At 69.7% G+C, this 14,244-nt stretch carries 11 protein-coding genes; 6 read left to right on the forward strand and 5 right to left on the reverse strand.

The features are described 5' to 3' along the window. Positions 1-718: 718 nt before the first annotated feature. Together AB0J64_RS49685 and AB0J64_RS49690 are read right to left on the reverse strand one after the other, a co-directional pair. Positions 719-3,343: a SpoIIE family protein phosphatase gene (locus AB0J64_RS49685; protein ID WP_364043869.1), complete on the reverse strand. Its 2,625-nt coding sequence runs from the start codon at positions 3,341-3,343 to the stop codon at positions 719-721. A gap of 132 nt (positions 3,344-3,475) precedes the next feature. Further along, positions 3,476-5,098, reverse strand: coding sequence for a phospholipase A2 (locus AB0J64_RS49690; RefSeq protein ID WP_364043872.1), 1,623 nt, complete (start codon positions 5,096-5,098; stop codon positions 3,476-3,478). A gap of 391 nt (positions 5,099-5,489) precedes the next feature. On the opposite strand from AB0J64_RS49690, the gene AB0J64_RS49695 reads away from it, so the two are divergent. After that, complete coding sequence (locus AB0J64_RS49695) at positions 5,490-6,971, forward strand: serine/threonine-protein kinase (protein WP_364043875.1); 1,482 nt, start codon at positions 5,490-5,492, stop codon at positions 6,969-6,971. A gap of 12 nt (positions 6,972-6,983) precedes the next feature. Here the strand turns inward: AB0J64_RS49695 and AB0J64_RS49700 are convergent, their stop codons facing one another. Then, positions 6,984-7,922, reverse strand: a complete 939-nt coding sequence (locus AB0J64_RS49700) for a DMT family transporter (RefSeq protein WP_364043878.1) — start codon at positions 7,920-7,922, stop codon at positions 6,984-6,986. A 100-nt stretch (positions 7,923-8,022) separates the two neighbouring features. Here AB0J64_RS49700 and AB0J64_RS49705 point away from each other — a divergent pair, with 100 nt between their 5' ends. The 4 genes from AB0J64_RS49705 to AB0J64_RS49720 all read left to right on the forward strand — a co-directional run bounded on the left by AB0J64_RS49705 (position 8,023) and on the right by AB0J64_RS49720 (position 12,977). Next, positions 8,023-8,619, forward strand: a complete 597-nt coding sequence (locus AB0J64_RS49705; RefSeq protein ID WP_364043881.1) for a helix-turn-helix domain-containing protein — start codon at positions 8,023-8,025, stop codon at positions 8,617-8,619. Continuing rightward, complete coding sequence (locus AB0J64_RS49710; protein ID WP_364043884.1) at positions 8,619-10,355, forward strand: ABC transporter ATP-binding protein; 1,737 nt, start codon at positions 8,619-8,621, stop codon at positions 10,353-10,355. The genes AB0J64_RS49705 and AB0J64_RS49710 overlap by 1 nt, the downstream gene beginning before the upstream one ends. A gap of 64 nt (positions 10,356-10,419) precedes the next feature. Then, complete coding sequence (locus AB0J64_RS49715) at positions 10,420-12,372, forward strand: ABC transporter ATP-binding protein (RefSeq protein WP_364043887.1); 1,953 nt, start codon at positions 10,420-10,422, stop codon at positions 12,370-12,372. Between the two features lie 101 nt (positions 12,373-12,473). Further along, the gene (locus AB0J64_RS49720; RefSeq protein ID WP_364043890.1) at positions 12,474-12,977 is read left to right on the forward strand and encodes an NUDIX hydrolase; all 504 of its coding nucleotides are present in this window, start codon (positions 12,474-12,476) and stop codon (positions 12,975-12,977) included. Between the two features lie 38 nt (positions 12,978-13,015). Here the strand turns inward: AB0J64_RS49720 and AB0J64_RS49725 are convergent, their stop codons facing one another. Continuing rightward, a complete protein-coding gene (locus AB0J64_RS49725; RefSeq protein ID WP_364043893.1) occupies positions 13,016-13,156 on the reverse strand; it encodes a hypothetical protein in 141 nt (46 codons plus the stop codon). Positions 13,157-13,372: 216 nt separating this feature from the next. Beyond that, positions 13,373-13,687: a hypothetical protein gene (locus AB0J64_RS49730; protein ID WP_364043896.1), complete on the reverse strand. Its 315-nt coding sequence runs from the start codon at positions 13,685-13,687 to the stop codon at positions 13,373-13,375. Between the two features lie 129 nt (positions 13,688-13,816). On the opposite strand from AB0J64_RS49730, the gene AB0J64_RS49735 reads away from it, so the two are divergent. After that, entirely contained in the window at positions 13,817-14,209 is a 393-nt protein-coding gene (locus tag AB0J64_RS49735) for a YbaB/EbfC family nucleoid-associated protein (protein ID WP_364043929.1), read from the forward strand. Positions 14,210-14,244 lie beyond the last annotated feature (35 nt).

Consider the following 14,244-nt stretch of genomic DNA (forward strand, 5'->3'; position numbering starts at 1 on the left):
AAGGAAATGCAGTCGCTGTGCCTGAACGTCGAGGTGCTCTCCAGCGACGGCATGTCCATCGAGATGCGCGACACCGACGAGGACGTCTTCCGCGCCGCGGAGGAGCTCGGCATCGATCTGTCCCGGCGTGAGCCGAGCAGCGTGGAAGAGGTCTGATCCGCTCCTTCACCTGTCTCGCCGCGAAGAACATCGGATCCGCGTGGGCGATGGCATGCGACATCATTCCGCGAAGGAAGAGACCGTGGCCGTGGAGGCGGCCGAGGTCGTATTCGTCGTCATGCCAGCCCCGCGCCGGATTTCCGCCTCTGGGGGAGCCTCTGTCGGCCTTCGCCGCGCTGTCGGTCCAGGAGACGTCCTCCAGATTCAGGTCGGCCCGGTCTGCCCACCGGTTCCCGCTCGGTATCGGATTGCTCAGGCAGTGGTCGTAGTGGCTCCGGTAATTCGTGTACACGTACGCCCGGGCCTTTCTGTTGAGCGACGCCCACTGGCGCGCCACTCCGTCCGACGGCCGCTTTCCCGTCCAGCAGGGGCGCGACTGCTTATATTCGGCCTCGTACGTCGGCGGATGAAAAAGGACGTGGAAGTTCCCAAGAGCGATGTCGTTTGTCCGCGTTTGGACTGCCCCCGAAATTAACGGCGAACGAGAATATAGGGCGTAAAGAATAGTCCCCTGCGAAGTTTCGCCAGGCAAGGGAGCGGTCGGCAGAACTTTGCCGCGTCAATCGTGCGTGAGGGGCTGTTCGGTCCAGATGCACTTGCCCGCGCCGGTGTAGCGGGTGCCCCAGCGATGGGAGAGCGCGGCGACCAGTTGGAGCCCGCGCCCTCCCTCGTCGGTGTCGGCGGCGCGGCGGATGCGGGGTGTGGTGAGGCTGGCGTCGGAGACCTCGCAGGTGAGCACGTCGGTGCGGAGCAGGCGCAGGTGGATGGGGCCCTTGGCGTGCCGGATGACGTTGCCGACCAGCTCGCTGGCCAGCAGTTCGGTGGTCATCGACAGGTCGTCCAGGTGCCAGGCGCTGAGCTGGGCACGGACGTGTTCGCGGGCCTGGCCGGCGGCTCTGGGGTGCTCGGGCAGCGGCCAGGAGGCCATGTCGTCGCCCGGCAGCGCATGGGTACGCACGATCAGCAGGGCAGCGTCGTCCGTGGTCTCCTGCCCGGGCAGCAGGGCAGTGGTGAGGCGGTCGCAGAGGCACTCGAGGCATATGTCGCGGTGGTGCTGATCCTCGTGCCCGCATGAGGGGGTCTCGAGGCCGCTGAGCGCCTCGGCGAGCTGGGCCATGCCCTGGTCGATGTCGAAGGCGGGCGATTCGACCAGGCCGTCGGTGTACAGCACGAGCAGGCTGCCTTCGGGCAGTTCCATCTCGACGGTGTCGAAGGGCGGGGTGGCGGCGCCGAGAGGCGAGTTCGGGTCGGCGTCGGGGAAGCGGACGCTCCCGTCGGGGTGGACGACGGCGGGCGGGGGATGGCCGGCGCGGGCCAGGACGCAGGAGCGGGTGGTGGCGTCGTAGACGAGGTACAGGCAGGTGGCGTAGAAGTCGTCGCCGAGGTCGCTGACCAGGTCGTTGAGGTGGGAGAGCAGCTCGTCGGGAGGCAGTTCCAGGTCGGCCAGGGTGCGGAGCGCGGTGCGCAGGCGGCCCATGGTGACCGCCTCGGCGACGCCGTGTCCCATGACGTCGCCGATGACGATGGCGGCCCGGTCCGCTGACAGCGGGATGACGTCGTACCAGTCGCCGCCGACCTCCATGTCCTTGCCGGCAGGCAGGTAGCGGGCGGCGGCGGTGAGCGCGGGCACGCTGGGCAGGCCGCGGGGGAGCAGCCCGCGCTGCAGCTCCTGGGCGCGGGTGTGCTCCCTGTCGTACAGGCGGGCCCGCTCCATGGCCTGGGCGACCAGCCCGCTGAGCGCGGTGAGCAGGTTGCGCTCCTCTCCGGTGAACCGGCGCGGCTCGGTGAAGGAGACGACGCAGCTGCCCACCGGGCGGCCCGAGGCGATCAGCGGGAGGAAGGCCCACGCCCTCTTGCCTCCCGCCGCCGGCAGGTCGGCCGTCGTGGGGTAGCGCTCGATGTACTCCTCTGCCGAGTTGATGAACATCGGGGTGCGATCCCGCAGTGTCTCCGCGATCGGGTAGGCCCCGGAGGCCGGTATCCGGGCTATCCGGTCGACGAACTCCTGGGAGTACCCGGTGAACCCGACCGGCCGCAGGTGGTCGCCCTCCAGGAAGGTGAGTATCAGCCCGGCGGCGCCGAACGAGGGCAGGATGTGATCGGCGGACGCGCCGACGACGTCCCGCACGGTGGCCGCCTCGGCCAGCGCCCTGGTCAGCTGCTTGATGCGGGAGGCCCGCGCCACGGCCGCGCGCTCGGCGTCGCTGGCGCCCGGCTCGGTGAGCGCCTCCAGGTCGTCGTGGGTCCTGGTGATGTCCCACAGCGTGCCGATCATGCGTGCCGGTTCGCCGTTCTCGTCGACCACCAGCCGGCCGCGGGCCCGCACCCAGACGGGCGTCCCGTCGGGGCGGCACACCCGGTACTCGGTGCTGTACATCCGGCCCGCGCGGATCGCCTCTTCTATGTCGGCCAGCACCCACGGCAGATCCTCGGGGTGTACGACGCCCGTCCAGGTCTCGATGCGCCCGTCGAAGGTGCCCGGATCGATGCCGAGCACGGCGAGCATCGCGTCGTTCCAGATGACCTCGCCGGTGCGGATGTCCCAGTCCCACGTGCCGACCGCCTGCAGTTCCTGCCGCAGATGCGAGCCGGGGGCCTGTTCCGGCCGGCCCGTGCGTCCCGGACCGGGCGGCGGCGCGGCGGACCTGCTCAGGCGCTCGCCGGCCCAGCGGCCCAGCGTGTCGAGAAAGGCCAGTTGCCCGGGCGACGGCTCGTACGGGGAGGCCGTCACGACCGACAGCGCCCCGATCGGCCCGCCGGGGCCGACCAGCGGGACCGCCACCATCGCCGCACCAGCCGGCCACGACCGGGGCTCGGCCGAGGAGCCGACCTGTTGCGGTATGCCGGCGACGACGCTCGCCAGAGACCCCCGCACGAACGTGGCATGCCGGAACGCGCGCGCCGGCGCGAGCGGGCCGTTGCCGTCGACGCGCTCCCAGGCCTCGGCGAAAGCGGGGGGCAGCCCGCTGGTCACCGCGAGGCGCAGCCCGCTGCCCTGGCCGGGACCGCCCAGATGCACCATGCCGCCCAGCCCGGCGAGATCGGCCACCGCCTGCTGGATCGCGAACCGCAGGAGCTCGATGCCCCACAGGTCGTCCCCGACCTCCGCCAGCAGGCGTTTCCGCTTGTCGGAAATCTGGTCCGCCGGCGTGCCTTGCGGACCTTGCGTACGCCGTTCGCCCATCCCCGTCTCCTGCCCTTCACCGCGTTGCCACGGTCCGGGAGGAATATGCATATATGGGTTATATGTACCGAGTATAACGACCGCGTCCGCGAGGGGCCGGATGGCGAGCGATCCGCCATCCGGCCGGGTTCGTCAGCGTGTGGCGTTCGCGCCGTTCTTGGGGTTGCCCAGGCGAACCCCTTGGCGGTAGACGAAGGCCCATCGCTTGCAGACGGTGCGGACGAAGATGTTGTACGCGTTGCAGGTCCAGTTCTTGAGCGTGTGGTAGAACACGTCGTCGACCTGGGACTTGCGATAGCGGTCGAGGTAGTAGCGGTAGTGCTTGTAGGTGTTGCCGATCAGCCCGTAGCCGTAGTCGTGCATGTCGCAGGCCGGCCGGAAGTCGAAGCCGGTGGGGCGGTCGGGGGCGTTGGTGCAGTGGTCGTAGTCGATGCCCATGACGTAGCGCTTGCTGGGCAGTTTCCTCCACAGCGGTTTGCGCCAGCCGTAGTGGGCGACCCAGGACGCGCAGCCGGCCCTCTGGTAGTACAGCCACTTCCAGGCGTCGTTGCAGTACGACGGGTACGCCTGCGGGTTGGAGACGTCGCCGGGGAGGAAGTCGCCGGGGTCGGGCGCGGTGGCGTTGGGGTCGTTGATCCCCTTCGCGCCCTCGATGGGATCGCCGCCGGCCGGCCGCGACGTGTCGGTGGCGGTCGCGGTGGGTGCGGCGGTGCCGCTGGCGAAGGTCAACTGCCAGCCGCCGTCCCTGGGCGAGTCGATCGACGTCAGGCGCCCGATCTGGTCGTAGGCGTAGGTGGACGCGGGAGAGCTGCTCAGACTGGGGTCGGCCACGGTGCGCAGCAGGCCGTTGACGTCGTATCCGTAGCTGGCGACGGTCTGCGGCGCCTCCGTGCCGGAAGTGAGCGTGATCTGCTTGAGCCGGCCGGCGTAGTCACCGACGGAGGAGGCGGTGGCCGTGGTCGACGTGGCGTAGGTGATCGTCAGCGTTTCCTCGGGCGCCTCGCCCGCGGCCGGCTCCTTGACGGTGCTGACGCGGCCCTGGGCGTCATAGGCCACCGTCGAGGCGCCGTAGGCGGTGTTGCCGGTGGCCGTCACCCTCCAGGTGTCGGTGCTCTGCAGCCCGTCGATCTTGGTCCAGCTGTAGGTGAGGCCGAGCTCGGCGTTGCTCTGGGAGAAGTTGTCGTCCCCCGCCTCCGTGGCGCCCTTGTCCATCGCGATGGTTTCGGAGATGGAGGTCCGCATCGCCCCGGCCGCCGAGTCCCACCGGGTCGTTTCGGTGATCTTGGATCCGTCGCCGCTCTCGTAGCGCTGGATGCCGCCGCCCTCGGGGAAGGAGACGCTGCTCTTCAGTGCGTAGCGGGTCGTGGTCCCTCCGTCGAGCTCGGTGACCACGATGGCGCCGCTCTGGACGTCCAGCTTCCTGTCGAGCATTCCGCCGAGGAATTCGGCCTGCCAGCCCGGGCCGAACACCGCCATCTCGGGCCGGGAGGCGGGGGCCGACTGCGGTCGCGCGAGGTCGCCGCCGCCGGTGGCCACGCCGTGCGTGCGGCCGATCGACCCGGCGGGCACGTCCGACTCGTCGATCTTGAAGGTGTCGGTGTCGGAGAAGTACAGACCCGGACCGACCTGCTGGACGGCGTCAGGGTCTTCGGCGACGGCGGTCGTGGTGGTGGTGGCGGCGGTGGCGGAGGCTGCCGGGGAGAGCAGGGGGAGTAGCACCGCCGCGACGGTGGCGGTGAGCGTTAATCGGCGCACCAGGGCTCCTGAATGGTGGGGGGTGATCAGATCACCTGGACAGTAAATGATCCGAACACCCTCAACAAGGGCCTGGACAAATCTTTAAACCGGTGTTCAAATCGCCTACGGAGCTGCGCTCTGAAATGGGTGACAATTCTTGATGTGCGCAGGTCATCCTGATTGTGTGGGGAAATTGTGGCAACAATATAGGCCCCGCGCGGATAATGGGTCAATTGTGCTCTCGCGGTCGCCGGGAAAGGCCGTCTTATGGATTGCGCCGTCCGCCGGCGGGCGCCCTTGTTCGGGTGCGTGCCCACCGTCCCGTACGGCGTGGTTGACGCGACTGGCTCACCCGGTCTGACATTTCCCGCTATGGTGCCGAAGATCCCATACGCTTGGCAGGAGTCCCATGTCGCACGTCGAACCTCTACGGGAAGGCGACCCCACTGGTGTGGGGCCCTACCGGATGGTGGGGCGTCTGGGCGCCGGCGGCCAAGGGGTGGTCTACCTCGGTCAGGCGCCCGACGGCCGGCGGGTCGCGGTCAAAGTGCTGCGTGAGGGACTCGCCGACGAACGCTTCGCCAAGGAGGTCGACGCGGCGCGGCGGGTGGAGCCGTTCTGCATCGCTCAGGTGCTCGACGCCTCGCTGGGCGGGCGGCCGTACATCGTGACGGAGTACGTCGAGGGGCCCTCGCTCCAGCAGGCCGGCCGCCACGCCGGTGCCGACCTTCAGCGGCTGGCGGTGGCGACCGCGACCGCGCTGGCGGCGATCCACCGGGCCGGGGTGGTGCACCGCGACTTCAAGCCCGCCAACGTGCTGCTCGGGAGGGACGGCCCGCGGGTCATCGACTTCGGCATCGCCCGCGCGTCCGGCCATTCGCTGACCGTCACGAGCAGCATCGTCGGCACGCCCGCCTACATGGCGCCCGAGCAGCTCACGGGAGCTCCGCTCGGTCCCGCGGTGGACGCCTTCGCGTGGGCGTCGATGATCGTGTTCGCCGCGACGGGAAGGCCGCCGTTCGGCGACGACTCGCTGCCCGCGGTGATCCGCCGCATCCTCCACGACGAGCCGGACCTGGGCGACCTGCCCGGCCCGCTGCGCCCGATCGTGCTGTCCTGCCTGGCCAAGGACCCCGCCGCCCGGCCCGCCATGCAGGACGTCCTGCTCCGGCTCATCGGCGCACCGCCCACCGGTACGGCGGGCACCCTGGCGGGCCGTCGAGGCGGTGCGACGGGTCGTGCCGCGGGCCGCCCACGCTGGAAGGCGATGCTGGTGGGCGCCGGGGCGCTGGCGGCGTCCGCCGCCCTGGTGGGCGGGGCGATCATCTGGATGCCCGCACCCGAGACGACGGCCGCGCCCACGTCCCCGGCCGCGGCCCAGGGGGCCACCACGACACCCGGCGCGCCGGCCGGGAAACCGGACGCCGGCAAGACACCGGGCGCGACCGGCACACCCAGCGCTCCCGCCAAGAGGACGCGTCCCACCAGGACCGGCAGCCCGAAGCCCACCGCCACCCGCACGCGATCGACGCCCGGAACCACGACCTCTCCGCGGAGGACCACGACCACGAAGGCGGCCGCGGGAACCGTACGCCTGGTGTCGTTGACGCTGGACGGGCAGCAGACCGGAGCCAACTGCTGGTCACCGAGTCTCTTCCCCGTCGCCCTGCTCAAGGGCCCGTCGGGCAGGCAGGTCGAGTACGGCTACCGCTGGGTCGTGGACGGCGAGGACGAGGGGTGGAAGACGGACTGGGTGACCGGTACGACCAAGAACCAGCGCAACCCCTTCGGGGCCTTCGAGCCGGGCCGGCACACGATCGTCTTCCACCTGCTCACCCCCTCCAAGGCCACCAGGAGTGTGTCGTTCACGGTCTGCGAGCGGTACTCCTAGGCAGGGACGCGCTCAGCCTGTGCCGCGAGCGTCGGCGCTCCGGGCGCTCTGCTCGGGGCCGACGGGGACGGGACGGCGGGCGGCGCGCTGGGTGAGGGCGATGGCGGCGAGGATGACGAGGGCGCCGGCCGGCTGGTTCCAGCTGATGCGCTCCCCGAGGATGACCACCCCGGAGATCGCGGCGAAGACCGGCAGCAGGTAGGTGACCGTGGAGGTCGTGGTGACCCCGGCGCGTACCTGCACCCAGTAGAGCAGCAGGTACGCCACCCCGGTGCCGAGCCCGCCGAGCCCGGCCAGGCTCCACCAGACCACGGCGGGCGCGTGCGGGTCCACCAGCGGCACACCGGCCAGCAGCGTGATCACGGCCAGCTGGACCGCGCCGCTGAGCAGCTGCCCGGCGGCCAGGACGACCGGCGGCTCGGGGCGCCGCCCGGTGATGAAGCGGCCCATGTACGCCCCGCCGAGCCCGTAGCAGGCCGCCGCGCCGAAGCAGGCCAGGCTGCCGCCGAGCTGCCCGCCGGCCATCGGCTGCCAGACCCCGAGCACGACCATGACGCCCGCGAAGCCGAGGCCGAGGCCCGCCACCCGGCCGGAGGTCGCCTTCTCGGTACGCAGCAGCAGGGTGAAGGCGAGCGTGCAGAGCGGCGTGGTGGCGTTCCAGATGGCGGCGACCACGGAGGAGACGTACTGCTCGCCGTAGGCGAAAAGGGTGAACGGCAGCGTGGTGAGCACGATCGAGGCGAGCTGGAAATGACCCCACAGGCGCGGGTCGCGCGGCAGCCGCCTGCCGCTGAGCAGCACGGCCAGCAGCAGCACCAGCGCACCGATGGCCATCCTGCCGAAGGAGACCTGGAGCGGGTGCAGGACGTCGACCGCGACCTTGATGAAGAAGAAGCTGTTGCCCCAGATGGCGGCGAGCAGCAGGAAGCCGGGCAACCAAGGTTTGACCACGGAGGGAGCGTAGCGGTAGGCACCGACACATAACCATTTGAACGAGTGAGTACTCGCTCATTAGACTCCTTCTATGACAAGAAGGCGAAGGGTGCCGGCCATGGCGCCAGAAGACCGCCGTGCCGCGCTCATCGCCGCCACGCTCCCCCTGCTGCGCGAATACGGCGCCGCGGTGAGCACCCGCCAGATCGCCGAGGCCGCCGGTGTGGCCGAGGGCACGATCTTCGGTGTCTTCCCCGACAAGGCCTCGCTGCTCCGGGCGACGCTGATGAGCGCGTTCGACCCGCAGCCGGCGGTGGACGCGCTGGCGGCCATCGGCACTCAGGTCGAGCTGCGCGCGCGGCTGCGCGATGCGGTCGCGCTGCTGCGGAAAGGGATGCTCGCCAACGCCAATCTCATGACCGTCCCCAAAGAGCTGATGGCCGACGACGCCGAGTTCCACGAGCGGATGATGGACGGCCGGCGCCGGGTCGGGAGGGCGATCGCCGCCCTGGTCGAACCCGACCGCGACCGGCTGCGCCGCTCTCCCGAGGGCGCGGCGCACCTGCTGCTCATGCTGATCGCGGCGAGCGTGCACCGCGGCTTCGGCCTGGGCGGCGAGTTCGGGGACATGGACGACGAGGAGATCGTCTCCGTGCTGCTCGACGGGCTGCTCGTGCGGCCCCACCCCACTCCTTCGACAGAAAGCGCCTCTTGATGCTGCTCCGTCTTCTGCGGGTCCAGCTCAGGCCGTACGGGAAAGAGATCACGCTCGTGGTCCTCTTCCAGTTCGTGCAGACACTGGCCACGCTCTATCTCCCCACGCTCAACGCCGACATCATCGACGACGGCGTCGTCAAGGGGGACACCGGTTCCATCATGCGCATCGGGCTGGTGATGCTCGGTGTGACGCTCGTTCAGATCGTCTGCTCGATCGTGGCCGTGTACTACGGCGCACGGACCTCGATGGCCCTGGGCAGGGACCTGCGGGCCGCGATCTTCCATCGGGTGCAGGACTTCTCCGCCCAGGAGGTCAACAGGTTCGGCCCGCCCTCCCTGATCACCCGGACCACCAACGACGTGCAGCAGATCCAGCTGCTCGTGCTGATGACGTTCACGATGATGGTGGCGGCTCCGATCATGTGCGTCGGCGGCATCGTGCTGGCGCTGCGCCAGGACACCGCGCTGTCGTCGCTGCTGCTCGTCGTGCTGCCCGTGATGATCGCCATCGTGGCCCTGATCGTGGTGCGGATGCGCCCGCTCTTCCGCACGATGCAGGAGCGCATCGACCGGATCAACCAGGTGCTGCGCGAGCAGATCACCGGCATCCGGGTCATCAGGGCGTTCGTCCGCGACAGGCACGAGCGCGAGCGCTTCGGCGTGGCCAACGACCGGCTGACCGATGTGTCGCTGCGGGTGGGGCGGCTGATGGCGCTGATGTTCCCCACGGTCATGCTGGTGGTGAACGTGTCCACCGTGGCCGTGGTGTGGTTCGGCGGCCACCGCATCGCCGACGGGACCATGCAGGTGGGCGCGCTGACCGCGGTCATCTCCTACCTCATGCAGATCCTCATGTCGGTGATGATGGCGATGTTCATGTTCATGATGATCCCGCGGGCCGAGGTCTGCGCCGAGCGCATCGAGGAGGTGCTCGGCACCGAGCCGACCGTCGACCCGCCGGCGGACCCCGTCACCCCCGAAAGACGCCTCGGCGAGCTGGAGCTGCGATCCGTGGACTTCCGCTACCCGGGCGCCGAGGAGCCGGTGCTGTGCGACGTGAGCTTCGCGGCGCGGCCCGGCCGTACCACCGCGATCATCGGCAGCACGGGCAGCGGCAAGACGACGCTGCTCAACCTCATCCCCCGCCTGTTCGACGCGACCGCCGGCGAGGTGCTGGTCGACGGCGTCAACGTACGCGCCCTCGACCAGGACGTGCTCTCCCGGGCGGTCGGCCTGGTCCCGCAGTCGCCGTACCTCTTCTCCGGCACGGTGGCCTCCAACCTGAGGTACGGCAGGCCGGACGCGACCGACGAGGAGCTGTGGCGGGCCCTGGAGATCGCCCAGGCCCGCGAGTTCGTCGAGGCGATGCCCGGCGGCCTGGACGAGCCGATCTCCCAGGGCGGCACGAACGTCTCCGGCGGCCAGCGTCAGCGTCTGGCCATCGCGAGGACGCTGGTGCACCGGCCCGAGATCTACCTGTTCGACGACTCCTTCTCCGCCCTCGACTACGCCACCGACGCCCGGCTGCGTGCCGCGCTGGCCGAGGAGATCACCGACGCCACGATCGTCATCGTGGCCCAGCGGGTGAACACCATCCGCGACGCCGACCGCATCCTCGTGCTCGACGACGGCCGCGTGGTCGGCAGCGGCGACCACGCGGAGCTCATGAGCACCTGCCCGACGTACCGGGAGATCGTGCTGTCCCAGCTCACCGAACAGGAGGCCGCAGCATGACCGAGCTTGTCGAGGTCATCAATAAGCACAGCACGTTCGTCATGAGACCGACGGAGGAGGGCTCATGACGACTCAGACGCCCGCGCGCCGCCCTCAGCCCGCCTTCGGCCCCGGCAGGATGATGTCCGGGCCCGCCGAGAAGGCCCACGACTTCGGCGGTTCGCTCCGTCACCTGCTGCGGCTGCTGCGCCCCGAGCGCGCGCTGCTCGCCGTCGTCCTCGCCCTCGGGACGGCCAGCGTCGCGCTGACCGTGACGGGCCCCAAGATCCTCGGCCACGCCACCGACCTGATCTTCGCCGGTATCGTCGGCGCCCAGCTGCCCGCCGGGACCACCAAGGAACAGGCCGTGGCGGGGCTGCGCGCCAGAGGGCAGGGCACGCTCGCCGACATGGTGTCGTCGATGAACGTGGTGCCCGGCCACGGCATCGACTTCACCGCGCTGGCGCAGGTGCTCGGCTGGGTGCTGGCGATCTACGTGCTCGCGGCGGTGCTCGGGATCCTGCAGTTCCGGCTGACCACGGTCGTCGTGCAGCGGGCGGCGTTCCGGCTGCGCGAGATGATCGAGGCCAAGCTGGCCCGGCTGCCGCTGAGCTACTTCGACGGCCAGCCGCGCGGCGAGATCCTCAGCCGCGCCACCAACGACACCGACAACATCGCCCAGACGCTCCAGCAGACGATGAGCCAGCTCATCTCGTCGGTGCTGACGGTCGTGGGAGTGCTGGTGGTGATGTTCTGGATCTCGCCGGTCCTGGCGCTCATCGCGCTGGTCACGGTGCCGGTGACGGTCTACGTCACCGCGGCCGTCGGCAAGCGTTCGCAGCCGCAGTTCATCAAGCAGTGGTCCTCGACGGGCAAGCTCAACGGCCACATCGAGGAGATGTACGGCGGGCACACGCTGGTCAAGGTGTTCGGCAGGCAGAAGGAGGCCGCCGAGACCTTCGCCGAGCACAACGAGGCCCTGTTCGCCTCCAGCTTCCGCGCCCAGTTCATCTCCGGGATCATCCAGCCGGCGATGATGTTCATCGGCAACCTCAACTACGTGCTGGTCGCCGTGGTGGGCGGGATCAAGGTGGCCTCGGGCTCGATCTCGCTGGGCGACGTGCAGGCCTTCATCCAGTACTCGCGGCAGTTCAGCCAGCCGCTGACCCAGGTGGCAGGCATGGCCAACCTGGTGCAGTCGGGCGTCGCCTCAGCCGAGCGGGTCTTCGAGCTGCTGGAAGCTCCCGAGCAGTCGCAGGAGCCCGAGGGGCCGGCGCGGACCGCGCCGATCAGGGGGCGCGTGGCGTTCGAGAACGTGTCCTTCCGGTACGTGCCGGACCGGCCGCTGATCGAGAACCTGTCGCTGACCGTGGAGCCCGGCCAGACCGTGGCCATCGTCGGCCCCACGGGAGCGGGCAAGACGACGCTGGTCAACCTCATCATGCGCTTCTACGAGGTGACCGGCGGCCGTATCACGCTCGACGGCGTCGACATCGCCGAGATGTCCAGGGAGGAGCTGCGCGCCAACATCGGCATGGTGCTGCAGGACACCTGGCTGTTCGGCGGCACGATCGCGGAGAACATCGGCTACGGCGCGGAGGGCGCCACGCGCGAACGCATCGAGGCCGCCGCGGAGGCCGCCCACGTGGACCGCATCGCGCACACGCTGCCCGACGGCTACGACACGGTGGTCGACGAGGAGGGTGCGACGGTCAGCGCGGGCGAGAAGCAGCTGATCACGATCGCTCGGGCGTTCCTGTCCGAGCCGGCGATCCTGATCCTGGACGAGGCGACCAGCTCGGTCGACACCCGGACCGAGGTGCTCATCCAGCGGGCGATGAGCTCGCTGCGCGAGGGGCGCACCAGCTTCGTGATCGCCCACCGGCTGTCCACGATCCGCGACGCCAGCCTGATCCTGGTCATGGAGAACGGGCGGATCGTCGAGCAGGGCACGCACGAGTCGCTGCTCGCGGCGGAGGGCGCCTACGCCCGGCTGTACTCGGCCCAGTTCGCCCAGGCCGTCGTGGAGGTGGACTAGGCCTGCCGTCCGCCGTGGGTATCACTGACCCACGGCGGACGCCGGGGCATCGACCGCATCGGGCTCGCGACGGATGTCCATCCGGTCAGAATGAGCAGGTGATGGTGGGAATGAATGACATGAGCAAGCCGTACCTGGAGCCGGCCGACTGGTACGCGACCCTGCCGACGGCATACACCGCAGCCTGCATGCTGCTGACCGACGGCGACGACCGCGTCCTCCTCGTCAAGCCGAACTACCGCCCGTACTGGGCGATTCCGGGTGGTGTCGTCGAAGCCGGGGAGGCTCCGCATGAGGGCGCCATGCGCGAGATCCTCGAGGAGCTCGGGCTGGACGTGCAGGTCGGAGCCCTGCTGGCGGTGGAGTGGTCGCCCCCGCTGGGGGAGCGGCCTCGCCCCCTGCTGACCTTCCTCTTCGACGGCGGCGTCGTCGCCGATCCCGGCCAGATCAAGCTCCAGGCCGATGAGCTCGACGCCGCCGAGTTCCTCGGCTGGGAAGAGGCCGAGGACCGGCTTCCTGCGCACACCGCGGCGCGGATCCCCGCCGCGCGCCGGGCTCGCAAGAGCGGCCGTACGGTCTACCTTCCCGTGGCGCCTCCCCGATGACGGCGAGGTGAGCGGAGCGTGGCGGCACGGGCGGCGCGTCACCAGGCGCGGGTACGGCCGACCCATACGTTGCGCGCGCGGAAATAGGTGTTGCCGGCCGGACCCGGTTGCTCGTCCCAGCCGGGGCCGCCAGGCTCGATCCCGGAAGCCCAGGAGCCCATCTGCAGATTGATGTCCAAGGACGGAAACGACGTCCTGCTTTCCCGTCCGGTGCGGCCAGCCGGGTCGCCGTCAGGGTCAGCACGCCCTGGGCGAGAGAGACCTGGCTGGCGTGCATCCTGGCAGCGCCGTTGTGGGTGTCGGCGTCGGAGTCCCAGGGGTAGAGGTAGTTCCACGCCTGGTCGAAGGCGGATTTACTGCCGACTGATTCCCTGCTCAGCCATTTCTGCCTTTCCTCATCGTCCACCGGTACGCAGGGTGCTGGCGTCCTCGCAGGCGTCGTACGTGTGCGACGCCCGCCGGATCCGGGTTTCCTGCTTCTGGAGCGCGGCGGCCAGAAGGTCCAGGCCGGCGTCGATGCTCTCCATCCGCGACCCCCGCGCCTGCCAGTACATGAGGCCGTAGTCGTCGTCGCCGAGGGCGGCGCGGGCCGCGGAGGACGACGTCTCGAACCGGGTCTGTACGTCGGCCACGTCACCGGCCATCCCGTCCGCCGCGCACGCCAACCGGTCGAGGTGACTCTTGCTGAAGGCGACACCGTCGAAGCTCACGGGTCGGCAGCCTAACGGGCATGCCCCCATCGGGGCGATTGATCTCGATATTGACCCCAAAATCAGGAAAGAATGCTACTTCTGAGATCTTTGAGGCTGAAGTGGCAGGCGTGAGGGACAGAGGTGACGATGGACGAGTCGTGGCGGCTGCTGGAACAGCTCGTCCAGGAGGTCAACCAGCAGACCGAGCAGCTCAAGAAGATGCAGGAGAAGGTAGGGGAGCTGTCGGCGACGGCCAGGTCGAAGGACGGCATGGTGACCGTGACCGTCGGCCCGCGCGGTGAAGTGCGGACGATCGACTTCGACCCCCGGGTCTACCGCAAGCTCTCCCCGTCGGAGCTGTCCGCCGTGATCGTCGAGCAGATCGCGCGGGCGACCGGCGAGGTCTCCGCTGGGATGAAGGAGCTGATGGAGCCCTTCGTACCGGATCTTCCGTTCGAGGACCTGTTCGGCGAGGGGACGAACTTCGCGTCATTCCTGCCACAACCGAGCACACCCGAGCCGCGGGACCCCCGGCCGTGATCACGACAGTCGATGGAGAAAGCTGACACCGTCTG

Source organism: Nonomuraea sp. NPDC049695 (assembly GCF_040674955.1).
Classification (GTDB): Bacteria; Actinomycetota; Actinomycetes; order Streptosporangiales; family Streptosporangiaceae; genus Nonomuraea; species Nonomuraea helvata.